Annotated in this window: 9 protein-coding genes; 5 read left to right on the plus strand and 4 right to left on the minus strand. The window is 69.5% G+C overall.

Annotated elements, in window-relative coordinates; all coding sequences use genetic code 11:
• The first annotated feature begins 19 nt into the window (after nucleotides 1-19).
• The 4 genes from D7V93_RS47450 (at nucleotide 20) to D7V93_RS47720 (ending at nucleotide 5,446) form a co-directional block, all read left to right on the plus strand.
• Entirely contained in the window at nucleotides 20-799 is a 780-nt protein-coding gene (locus D7V93_RS47450; RefSeq protein ID WP_120646066.1) for a TetR/AcrR family transcriptional regulator, read from the plus strand.
• The gene (locus D7V93_RS26595; protein WP_120646067.1) at nucleotides 796-1,905 is read left to right on the plus strand and encodes an efflux RND transporter periplasmic adaptor subunit; all 1,110 of its coding nucleotides are present in this window, start codon (nucleotides 796-798) and stop codon (nucleotides 1,903-1,905) included. Before D7V93_RS47450 ends, D7V93_RS26595 begins: the two co-directional genes overlap by 4 nt.
• Before the next feature lie 54 nt (nucleotides 1,906-1,959).
• A complete protein-coding gene (locus tag D7V93_RS26600) occupies nucleotides 1,960-5,079 on the plus strand; it encodes an efflux RND transporter permease subunit (protein WP_120646068.1) in 3,120 nt (1,039 codons plus the stop codon).
• A gap of 178 nt (nucleotides 5,080-5,257) precedes the next feature.
• Nucleotides 5,258-5,446: a DUF2378 family protein gene (locus D7V93_RS47720; RefSeq protein WP_158623863.1), complete on the plus strand. Its 189-nt coding sequence runs from the start codon at nucleotides 5,258-5,260 to the stop codon at nucleotides 5,444-5,446.
• A gap of 31 nt (nucleotides 5,447-5,477) precedes the next feature.
• Here the strand turns inward: D7V93_RS47720 and D7V93_RS26610 are convergent, their stop codons facing one another.
• Both D7V93_RS26610 and D7V93_RS26615 read right to left on the minus strand, forming a co-directional pair.
• Nucleotides 5,478-5,897 carry a hypothetical protein gene (locus tag D7V93_RS26610; RefSeq protein WP_120646072.1) on the minus strand — a complete coding sequence of 140 codons (420 nt, stop codon included), beginning with the start codon at nucleotides 5,895-5,897 and terminating at the stop codon, nucleotides 5,478-5,480.
• Nucleotides 5,898-6,098: 201 nt separating this feature from the next.
• A complete protein-coding gene (locus D7V93_RS26615) occupies nucleotides 6,099-6,302 on the minus strand; it encodes a cold-shock protein (protein ID WP_120537647.1) in 204 nt (67 codons plus the stop codon).
• 298 nt (nucleotides 6,303-6,600) lie between these two features.
• Between D7V93_RS26615 and D7V93_RS26620 the strand changes: the two genes are divergently transcribed.
• Nucleotides 6,601-7,146, plus strand: a complete 546-nt coding sequence (locus D7V93_RS26620) for an SPW repeat domain-containing protein (protein WP_244237522.1) — start codon at nucleotides 6,601-6,603, stop codon at nucleotides 7,144-7,146.
• An 84-nt stretch (nucleotides 7,147-7,230) separates the two neighbouring features.
• Here D7V93_RS26620 and D7V93_RS26625 read toward each other — a convergent pair whose 3' ends face one another.
• Together D7V93_RS26625 and D7V93_RS26630 are read right to left on the minus strand one after the other, a co-directional pair.
• Nucleotides 7,231-9,738: a sodium-translocating pyrophosphatase gene (locus D7V93_RS26625; RefSeq protein ID WP_120646070.1), complete on the minus strand. Its 2,508-nt coding sequence runs from the start codon at nucleotides 9,736-9,738 to the stop codon at nucleotides 7,231-7,233.
• Between the two features lie 310 nt (nucleotides 9,739-10,048).
• A partial coding sequence (locus tag D7V93_RS26630) for a hypothetical protein (protein WP_341870966.1) occupies nucleotides 10,049-11,420 on the minus strand: 1,372 nt, incomplete at its 5' end.

Below are 11,420 nucleotides of genomic sequence, written 5' to 3' on the forward strand. Positions count from 1 at the left end.
GGTTAGGAATGCGCCCGTCATGTCCCGCCCCGCAGACCCCAAGGCCCGGAACGCGCTCATCGCCGCGGCGCGGGCGGAGTTCGCTCGCAAGGGCGTGAAGGGCGCGCGCATCGGGGACATCACCGCCGCCAGCGGGCTGTCCAAGGGCGCCTTCTACCTGCACTTCCCCTCCAAGGAGGCCCTCTTCGGACGCCTCGTGGAGGCGTTCCTGGGCGACCTGGAGCGCGTGGGCCAGAAGCGCCTGGCGTGCCTGGAGCGCTTCCGCGCGGAGCACGGCCACCCGGGCCCCGCGGACGTCACCGCGCGCACGGAGCGCTACCGGGACTTCCTGCGCATGCAGGCGGAGCAGGACCTGGAGATGCTGGAGCTCATGTGGTCCAGCCGCGAGGTGCTCACCGCGCTCATCGTCGGCAGCCAGGGCACCTCCTTCGAGTCCGTCATGTGGGACGTGGTGGACCGCGAGGTCGACCGCATCTCCCAGGAGTTCCGCAACCTGTGGGGCTGCGGGGCGGAGGCGCCGGACGTGGAGCCGGGCCTCTTCGGCTCCTTCGTCGTGGGCACGTACCTGCTGCTGGCCCGGCAGATGGGCCGCCTCACCCAGAAGCCGGACCTGGCCACCTGGGCCTCCAGCCTCCAGCGCCTGATGCACGAGGGCACCGCGCCCCGTGAACCCCTGTCCGCGCCCGTGCTCATGACGGGCCCCGTCGCCGTCTCCGCCCGCACGCCTCCTGCTCCTTCCACGCGCCGGCGTCACGCCCGCGCGGCCAACCCGCACCGTCCTCCGAGGAAACGCCCGTGAAAACGTCCACGAAGCCCTCCGCCTCCCGCGCCTTCGCCGCCGTGGGCGTGGCCGCCGCGCTCGCACTCACCGCCTGCGACAAGGCGAACGCGTCCGCGCCGCCCCCGTCCGCCGACAAGGCCGCCACCGACAAGGCCGCGCCGGCCGTGAAGGTCGTCTCCGCCCGCACCGAACAGGCCTCCGCCTCCGAGGAGGTGACGGGCACGCTGTTCCCCGCCCAGGGCCTCCAGGTGGGCTTCGAGGTGGGCGGCCGCCTGGAGGTGGTGCGCATCCAGAAGGGGCAGGCCGTGAAGAAGGGCGACGTGCTCGCCCAGCTCAACTCCGAAATCGTCGACGCGCAGGTGGCCGGCGCCGAGGCCGCGGTCGCCGCCGCGGAGGCCGCCGCCTCCATCGCGAAGGACGCCGCCGAGCGCAACGAGAAGCTCAGCGTGGGCGGAGGCATCAGCGAATTGCAGCACCGCAGCTCCACCGCGAGCGCCGCGCAGGCCCAGGCGCAGGTGCTGGCCACGAAGGCGCAGCTGTCCCAGGCGCGCGCGTCGCGCCGCCGGCACGACCTGAAGGCGCCCTTCAACGGCACGCTCATCGAGTCCCCGGACCAGACGGGCGCCACGGTGGGCCCGGGCACGCCGCTCTTCACCCTGGAGCAGCTGGACACGCTCGTCTTCCGCACCACCGTGGCGGAGTCCGCGCGCGCGCTGCTCAAGCCCGGCGCCAAGGTGCGCGTGGTGTCGCTGGGCGGCGGCGCGTCCACCGACGAGGCCGTGGTGCGCACCATCCTGCCCTCCGCGGATCCCACCACCCGCCGCGTGCCGGTGGAGATTTCGGTGCCCAACGCGGACGGCCGCTTCGTGGCCCACACGCTGGCGCGCGCGATGCTGAAGCTGGGCGACATGAAGGACGCCCAGGTGCTGCCCACCACGGCGCTGTCCTCCTCCAACGGGGACCACGTGCTCGTCGTCAACGGCGGCGCGCTGCAGCGCGTGGACGTGCAGGTGCTGGAGCGCCGCGACCGCGAGGTGGTGGTGCTGGCCCCGTCCGCCCTCCAGCAGGTCGTGGACTATCCCACGCCCGCCATGTCCCCCGGCAGCCGCGTCTCCGTGAAGTAGCCCGCCGCCGCCCTTTTTCGCCGTGGCCCTGCGCCGTGGCGACGTGAGCCCTTCATGATTCTCAGTGACGTCTCCATCCGTCGGCCGGTGTTCACGGCCATGCTGTCCCTGTTGCTCGTGGTGCTGGGGCTGATGGGCCTCAAGCGCCTGGGCACCGACCTCTACCCGGACGTCAGCTTCCCCGTGGTGGTGGTCAACACCCTCTACAAGGGCGCGGGCCCGGGCGAAATCGAGACCCAGGTCATCAAGCCCCTGGAGGACGCGGTCGCCGGCATCAGCGGCGTGGACAAGATCCACTCCTTCAGCCGGGAGAACGTGGGCACCGTCATCGTGTCCTTCACCCTGGGCACCAGCCTGGACACCGCCGTGCAGGACGTGCGCGACAAGGTGGGGCAGGCGGTCAACAAGCTGCCCACCGACGCGGACGCCCCCATCGTCAGCCGCGTGGACCTGTCCGCCACGCCCATCCTCACCTACGCCGTCTCCGCGGACATGAAGTCCCAGGCGCTGCGCAAGCTGCTGGATGACCGCCTCAAGCCCGCGCTCGCGCAGATCGCCGGCGTGGCCGAGGTGCGCATCACCGGCGGCGACTCGCGGGAGATCCAGGTGGACATCGACCTGGACAAGGCCCGCGCCGTGGGCGTCACGCCCGCGCAGGTGGCCCAGCGCATCGGCACGGAGAACCTCAACCTGCCCGCGGGTCGGCTCCAGCTGGGGCCCAACGAGCTGACGGTGCGCTCCATGGGCGAGTTCACCAGCGTGGACGACCTGCGGATGCTGCCCGTCGCCCGCAGCACCACGGGCGCGCAGGTGCGCCTGGAGGAGATCGCCACCGTGACGGACGGCGTCGCCGAGCGCCGCACCACCGCGCGCCTCAACGCCCGGGACGCCGTCGTGCTCGAAATCGTGAAGCAGCCGGGCTCCAACACGGTGGCCGTCAGCGACGCGGTGAAGAAGTCGCTCGCGCAGATGGGGCCGGTGGTGGGGCAGGGCTTCCAGGCCACGCTGCTCATCGACCAGTCGGAGCTCATCCGCGCCAACACCCACGAGGTGTGGATCGCCATCATCTTCGGCGGCCTGATGGCGGTGCTCATCATCCTGATGTTCCTGCTCGACCCCCGCGGCACGTTCATCTCCGCGCTCGCGCTGCCCACGTCCGTCATTGGCACGTTCTTCGTGATGTACGTGCTGGGCTACTCGCTCAACCAGATGACGCTCTTGTCGCTGTCCTTGGCCATCGGTCTGCTCATCGACGACGCGGTGGTGGTGCGTGAGGCCATCACCCACCGGCTGGAGCAGGGCGAGGACCCCATGAGCGCCGCGTCCAACGGCACCCGGGACGTCGGCCTCGCCGTGCTCGCCACCACGCTGTCCCTGGTGGCGGTGTTCATCCCGGTGGCGTTCATGCCCGGCATCGTGGGCCAGTTCTTCAAGCAGTTCGGCATCACCATCTCCGTGGCCGTGGTCATCTCGCTGTTCATCTCCTTCACCCTGGACCCCATGCTGTCCGCGCGCTTCGCCAAGGCGCGCAAGCCCGGCGAGGTGCACCAGGAGGCCGCCGTGTTCCGCGCCCTGCGCCGGTTCCTGGAGGGCACGGAGAACGCCTACGCCCGCATCCTGGGCTGGGTGCTGCGCCACAAGTGGACCACCGCGGGCCTCACCCTGCTGGCGCTGGTGCTGTCGTTCGGCGCCGCGAGCCGCCTGGGGGTGGAGTTCATGAGCGCGGAGGACCGCTCGCAGCTCATCGTCGAGCTGCAGCTGCCTGACTCCGCCAGCCTCGCCCAGACGACCGAGCGCGCCGCGGAGGCGGAGAAGCTGATCAAACAGATTCCGGAGGTCACCGACATCTACACCACCGTCGGTCCCAGCGGAGACGTCTACAAGGCGCGCATGCGCGTGCTCACCGTGGCCAAGGACGCGCGCACCAAGAGCATCCCCGTCATCAAGGAGGAGGCCCGCGCGCTGCTGGTCCCCAACCTGGTGTCCACCGCCATCACCCTGTCGGACCCCCCGTCCATCGAAGGCCTGGGCGACTGGTACCCCATCATGGTCCGCGTGGTGGGCCCCGACCTGAAGCGCGTCAACGAGGAGGCCCAGCGCGTCGCCGGCATCCTGCGCGGCCTGGGCACGTCCGACGTGCGCGTGGACTCCAACCCGGCCAAGCCGGAGCTCCAGGTGCAGATCGACCGGGCGCGCGCCACGGACGTGGACCTGTCCGCGGCCGCGCTCGCCACGCAGCTGCGGCTCGCCATCGACGGTGACGTGTCCGCCAAGCTGCGCGAGGGCACCGACGAGACGGACATCCGCGTGCGGCTCCAGGAGCGCGACCGCGCCAACCCGGAGCGCGTGCGCCAGCTCATGGTGTCCACGCCCAAGGGGCTGCGGCAGGTGACGGACGTGGCGAACGTGTCGCTCAAGGACGGCCCCAGCGTCATCGAGCACGAGAACCGCGAGCGCCAGGTGGCCGTCGTGTCCCAGCTCGCCAAGGGCGCCGCGCTGGGTGACGTGGCCACGCAGCTCAAGGCCGCCATCTCCGCCAAGCCCCTGCCTCCCGGCTACGCCATCGTCTACGACGGGCAGATCAAGAGCCTGGATGAGCAGAACGACGCGTTCGGCGCCGCCTTCGGCCTGGCCTTCGTCTTCATCTACATGGTGCTCGCCAGCCAGTTCGAGTCCTTCAAGCACCCGTTCACCATCATGGTGTCGCTGCCGCTGGCGCTCGTGGGCGCGCTCCTGGGACTCGTCGTCACCAACTACCACCTCAGCCTGGGCGCGATGATTGGCGTCATCCTGCTGATGGGGCTCGTCACCAAGAACGCCATCCTCCTCATCGACGGCGCCCTGCACCACCTGCGGGAAGGCGACTCCGTGGACGAGGCCCTGCTCAAGGCCGGCCCCCGCCGCCTGCGCCCCATCCTCATGACGAGCGCCGCGATGGCCATCGGCATGGTGCCCACCGCCGTGGGCACGGGCACCGGCTCCGAGTTCCGCGCCCCCATGGCCATCGCCGTCATCGGCGGCGTCATCACCTCCACCTTCCTCACCCTGCTGGTGGTGCCGGTGGTGTTCGCGGCCATGGAGAAGCTGTCCTTCGGCCGCAAGAAGCCCAAGACGCCGGGCACGCACGCCACGTCGCCCGTGGACGTGCACGTGGCGCCCGACCGCGCGGCCTGAGCCCCGGCCGCCAGCGAGCGCCGCCGTCCTGCCTGAAGCCTGGAGCCTGGGGCGCGAGGGGACCTCCCTCGCGCCCCGCTGTTTTTCAGGGGTCCGGGAGTGTCTGCGCACGGTGGGCGCGCGCCCGGCGGAGGTTCCGCCCGGGCAGTAACAATACATGTATACAGGTGTGGATGGGATGAAACAGGTGTTTCATCCGGGTCTTCACGCGGGGGGCACTCTGGAGGGCTTGCGCGCCACCGGTGCCGCGGAGCCTCGCGTGGAGGTGTATGCCTTTACCGAGGTTGATGTGACCTGCCGGGTGTCCTGGAAGAACCAGGGGCCGGGGGCCCGTCTCCGGACGTTGGCCGGAGACGGGGCTTCCTGAGAACCCCTTCGGGGGGCCGGCTCGCGAGGCCTCAGCGACCGGCGGAAGCGTAGCCGTCGCCGGTGAGCGACAGCCGCGTGCGCGCCTTGGCGAGCTGGTTCTGCGCTTCCTCCAGCGACACGCAGTCCACCGTGATGTCGTCGTTGGGGGACGCTTCCGACGCCACGCGGGCCGTCTGCAGCCGCGCGATGGTGGAGTCCGACACGTGCGCGCACATCACGCAGCCATTCTTGCGACCGTGGCTGATGACCTCGGAGAACAGGCTCGCCGACTCCGGCTCCAGCGGGCGCAGGCCCCGCATGTCCGCCAGCACCAGGTGCCGCCCGCCGTTGTAGCTGTCCGTGGCCTTCCGATAGACGGCCACGTACTCCTTCATCTCGTTCGGCCGCATGAAGCCGCTCATGCGGGCGGTGATGGTCTTGCGGCTCACATCATTGGTCACTTCAAACATGGTGCGCCCTCCCTCGCGGAACAAAGCCTAACAGACGTCTTTCGAACTTTCACCAGCCCCCCCTTTGAATCTCGGGAGGTTGGAAGGTTTGAAAGGGATTGCGCGTTTTCCCTTCCCGGCCGGTTGTAAAAATGAAGAAGCCCGGTCGCGCGCACGCGAGACCGGGCTTCCGGGACCAGGGCAGGAGCCCGGGATGACTGATCAGGCGGCGCGGACGTTCTGGGCCTGGAGGCCCTTGGGGCCGCGGGTCACCTCGAACTCCACCTTCTGGCCTTCGGCCAGGGTGCGGAAGCCATCCATGTTGATGGCGCTGTGGTGGCAGAACACGTCCTCACCACCACCGTCCTGCGTGATGAAGCCAAAGCCCTTCGCATCGTTGAACCACTTCACCGTACCGGTAGCCATGAATCGTCTTCTCTTTGTTGGTGGGGCGCGGCACCCACCCGCCCGGGGGCGGTCGGTCCTCTCGAAATGTGAGGGCCTGAGTGCGGACAGAAGTCTGCCCGGCGGGGCAGGGTGGATGGAAGCCCCCCTGCCCACCAGCCAACAGTTCAACGGGTAGGCGGGCAGCCCACCCCCTGCGGTCGCAAGCAGGCGGGCGGGAGGGCGGCGAGGGCCCGCGTCCCGGGACGGAGGCGTGGCTACCGTTGGCCTCAGGGGCCCGTCCCCCCAGTGCGCCCGGACGGAAGGAGAGGAGCACGTCATGTACGAGGTCCAAGCCGCGAACCCGCTGCCCCCCGTCCCCCCGCGCCCCGAGCGCGCCGTGCAAAGGGAGTGGCGCCGGCTGGTGGACCACAGCGCGGCGGCGGGCATCCTGTCGCGGCCCCTGCTCGGCCGGCTGCCGCTGCGCCGCGTGGTGCCGCAGGACGTGCACTCGCTGCTGGACTACGCGGGTGGCGCCGCGCTGGTGGCGGCGGGCCTCGCGTCGGGCGGAGGCGCGGCGAAGGCGGCCGGGTGGGTGCTGGGCGGCGCCGCACTGGGCGTGTCGCTGCTCACCGACTACCGGCTGAGCCTCACGAAGCTCATCCCCATCGAAGCGCATGAGATCGCGGACTACGTCTATGGGCTGGGGGCGGTGGCCGCACCCTTCGTGCTGGGGTACGCGAAGCGCAGGCCCGCGGTGGCCGCGGTGCACGTGCTGGTGGGCCTGTCCGCGGTGGTGGCCTCGCTGTTCACCGACTACCGCTGCCAGACGGGCATGCACCTGGGCGGGGAACTGGCCACGGACCCCGAGGGCATCGGCGGCTGACCTCCCGAGCCTGGGGCCGCTGAAAAGAAGAGCGGCGGGGCGCCGTGAGGCACCCCGCCGCCGTTCTCACTTCGCGCTGCTAGCTCAGGCCGCCTTGACCTGCGCCTCGGACTTCAGCTCGCTGGAGACAACGCTCTCGATGCGCATGCCGTAGAAGCTGCGGTACACGAAGAACATCGACAGGACGAAGAACACCGCGGAGAAGACGCGCAGCAGCGTGCCCTGGCCCGCGGCCTCCAGCTCCACGGACAGCTCCACCGCGAGCAGGCCGAACAGCGTGGTGAACTTGATGACCGGGTTGAGGGCCACCGACGAGGTGTCCTTGAACGGGTCGCCGACCGTGTCGCCCACGACGCAGGCCGCGTGCAGCTCCGTGCCCTTGGCCTTCAGCTCCGTCTCCACCAGCTTCTTCGCGTTGTCCCACGCGCCGCCGGCGTTCGCCATGAACACGGCCTGGTACAGACCGAAGATGGCGATGGAGATGAGGTAGCCCACGAAGAAGTAGGCCTCGAAGCAGGCGAAGGCGAGGGTGCTGAAGAAGACGCCCAGGAAGATGTTGATCATGCCCTTCTGCGCGTACTGGGTGCAGATCTCCACCACCTTCTTGGAGTCGGCCACGCTGGCCTTCTCCACGCCCTCCAGCTTGATGTTCGCCTTGATGAACTCCACCGCGCGGTAGGCGCCCGTGGACACCGCCTGCATGGAGGCGCCGGAGAACCAGTAGATGATGGCGCCGCCGGTGATGAGGCCCAGCAGGAAGGGCGCGTGCAAGAGCGACAGGTTCTGCGTGTTGGCCGCGTTGAGGACCTGGAGGCCCGCGCTGTTGGTCGTGGTTCCGACGAGCAGCACGATGATGGAGAAGATCATCGTCGTGGCGCCCACGACGGCCGTACCGATGAGCACCGGCTTCGCGGTCGCCTTGAACGTGTTGCCCGCGCCGTCGTTCTCCTCCAGGTACTGCTTGCCCTTCTCGAAGTCCAACGCGAAGCCGAAGTCCTTCTGGACCTCCGCGTGCACGTTGGGGACGTTCTCGATGAGGGACAGCTCGTAGACGCTCTGCGCGTTGTCCGTCACCGGACCGTACGAGTCCACCGCGATGGTGACCGGGCCCATGCCCAGGAAGCCGAAGGCCACCAGGCCGAACGCGAACACCGCGGGGGCAATCATCAGCGCGCCCACGCCCATGGTGCTGAACCAGTAGGCCAGACCCATCAGGCCCGCGATGATGAGACCCATCCAGTACGCGGAGAAGTTACCCGCGACCAGGCCGGAGATGACGTTGAGCGACGCGCCACCCTCGCGGCTGGCCTTGACGACCTCGCGAACGTGGCGGCTCTCCGTGGAGGTAAAGGCCTTGATGGCCTCCGGGATGATGGCGCCGGCCAGGGTGCCGCAGGTGATGATGGCCGACAGCTTGATCCACAGCGAGGTGTCACCGCCGATGTCCGGGATGAGCAGGTAGCTGACCACGAACGTCAGCGCCACGGACACGATGGACGTCAGCCACACCAGCGCGGTGAGCGGCGTCTCGAAGTTCATGTGGTCCGCGTTCTTGTAGCGGGCGCTCTGGATGGCGTCGTTGATCCAGTAGGACACCAGCGAAGCCACCACCATCACGATGCGCATCATGAAGATCCACACGAGCAGCTGGACCCGGTACTCGCCACCCACCGCGAGCAGGATGAACGTGATGAGCGCCACGCCGGTGACGCCGTAGGTCTCGAAGCCGTCCGCCGAGGGGCCCACGCTGTCGCCCGCGTTGTCGCCGGTGCAGTCCGCGATGACGCCGGGGTTGCGCGCGTCGTCTTCCTTGATCTTGAAGACGATCTTCATCAGGTCGGACCCGATGTCGGCGATCTTCGTGAAGATGCCGCCCGCGATGCGCAGCACGGACGCGCCCAGCGACTCACCGATGGCGAAGCCGATGAAGCACGCACCCGCGAAGTCCGCCGGGACGAACAGGAGGATGAAGAGCATCAGCAGCAGCTCCGTGCTGATGAGCACCATGCCAATGGACATACCCGCCTGCAGCGGGATGGCGTACGTGGGGTAGGGCTTGCCACGCAGGGACGCGAACGCCGTGCGGCTGTTGGCGAACGTGTTCACCCGGATGCCGAACCAGGCCACGCCGCAGCTGCCGGCGATGCCCACGAGGCTGGCGAACAGGATGATGGCCACGCGGCCGACTTCCATGTGCCGCAGGAAGCCGAAGTAGCCCACCATCACGGCGCCAATGAGCACCCAGAGGACGATGATGAACTTCAGCTGCGTCATCAGGTACGTCTTGCACGTCTCGTAGATGAGCTCGGAGATCTCCAGCATCGCCCGGTGCACGGGCATCTTCTGGAGGCTCGCGTACTGGAGGAAGCCGAAGACGAGGCCAAAGACACAGACGGCGATGCCGGACATCAGCAGCTGCTGTCCGTTGAGGCCGCCAATGAAGGTGACGGAGCGGAAGTCAGGCAGGACCAGGTCCGCCTCGCTCGCGCTCGCGGTGGTACCGGCCAGCAGCGCCAGGAGTCCGAGGACCCGCGTGGCCGTGCCGGTGACACTCTTTCGGAGAGCGTCCATCCGTGGAACGGTGGGTGTCATGGGGGTGCAACCTCTCACAGTGACTCGTTGGGCCCGCGGTCCACAGCCCCGCGTGCTTGGATAGCAGGGGAGTGATGTGTCGAGGGGTTGGCCGCCTGCGTTCGAATGACATCCCCCGCCGGCGCTTCAGCGCAGCCTCGCCCTTCAAGACAAGACGGCCCTTGAAGGCGGCTCGCGTTTATCACGGCCCAATGACGGAAGTCGAATTCCGGTAAACCATGCCGCATCCCGTCAAACGGAATAACGGGGGGCAAGCGTACGCATCACCCGGAGGGTCGGACGCACGCCAGGGCTTCGCAGACGGGCCTGCTCAGGGGTTCAGCCGCAGGAGGAAGCCATCCTGCAACCGCTGGGACGGGCCGTCCTCTGGCACGGGGCGGTTCAGCCCTCCCGCGAGGAGCACCGCACCGGAAGAATCCACGGTCACGGTCCGGGCGCTGGAAGGGATGCCGGCGCTGGCAAAGCCTCGCACCCACAGGGAGGTGCCCTCGTCCGGCAGCAGTTTGGCGACATACAACCCGGCAGGCAGGTCCGCGCCGCCCAGGGCCCGGCCGCCGTCGTGGCTGCCGGCCACCGTCACCTGGCCCGCCTCGTCGGTGGCGACCACGGGGGCGCCGGTGGGGAAGGTGCGCGCCCAGCGCTGGCCGCCGTCGGCGTCGTAGGCCACGAGGAAGCCGTCGTGTGAATCCGCGCGGTGCCACGCGTTCTTGAAGTAGAGCCGGCCGCTGAAGCCGCCGCCCACGAAGACGCGGTCCGGGCCCACCGCCACGGACAGCGCGCTGCCGTCGGTGCCGCGCACGTCGTGGCTCCACACGTGGTCGCCGTCGTGGGTGAGCTTCACCACGAAGGGCGTGTGCTGGCGCACGGTGAGGAACGTGGCGTCGCCAAAGGACACCGCCCCGGCGTAGCCGCCCACCACGTGCACGTCGCCGAAGACATCCACCGCGACCGCGCGCGCGGAGACCTCGCCCTCGCCCACGGGCATCCACACGCGGCTCCAGCGCTGCTCACCGTTCGGGCCCACGCGCAGCGCGAAGCCCGCGTGTCTGCCATTGGGCGCCGTGCGCATTCCCTCACCGAAGTCGCGCTGGCCGGTGAAGTCCCCCACCAGCACCGCGCCGTCGGCGTTGTCGGACGTGACGGCGTTCACCGTGACGGGCCCCTCGCCCGGCAGGGAGCGCACCCAGTCCAGCGCGCCCTCGCCCGTCAGCCGGGCCAGGAAGGGCCCTTCGGGCAGCGTCGCGCCGTCGCGGGTGAAGCCCGCGGAGGTGCCTGAAAGAAAGACATGGTCGCTGGCGTCCACGGCCAGCCCGCCCACGCGGGCCCGCCCGGCGCTCCGGGGCGTCCAGCCCCGGGCCCACCTGAGCGTGCCTTCGGAAGAGAAGCGCGCCACCAGCAGGTGTGGCGCGACGACATTGCGGTCGAAGGGCAGGGGCCCCGCCCCCAGATTGATGGGCTCCTGATAGGTCGCTGCCACGAGGACGTCCCCGTTGGAGGTCACCACCGCGTGCGGAGCCTGATGATCCCCAAGCATCAGGGTCCGCGACCACGCTCGGGCCTCCACGCCCTCCTGCGCCACCTGTCCGCCCACTTCGCCGAGCACCGGGATGCGCGGTGTCGTAGCTCGGGCTTCCCCGCACCCCACGAGGAAGAGTCCCCCTACGCACACCGCCATCCGAAAC

The sequence above is a fragment of the Corallococcus llansteffanensis genome, from assembly GCF_003612055.1.
Classification (GTDB): domain Bacteria; phylum Myxococcota; class Myxococcia; order Myxococcales; family Myxococcaceae; genus Corallococcus; species Corallococcus llansteffanensis.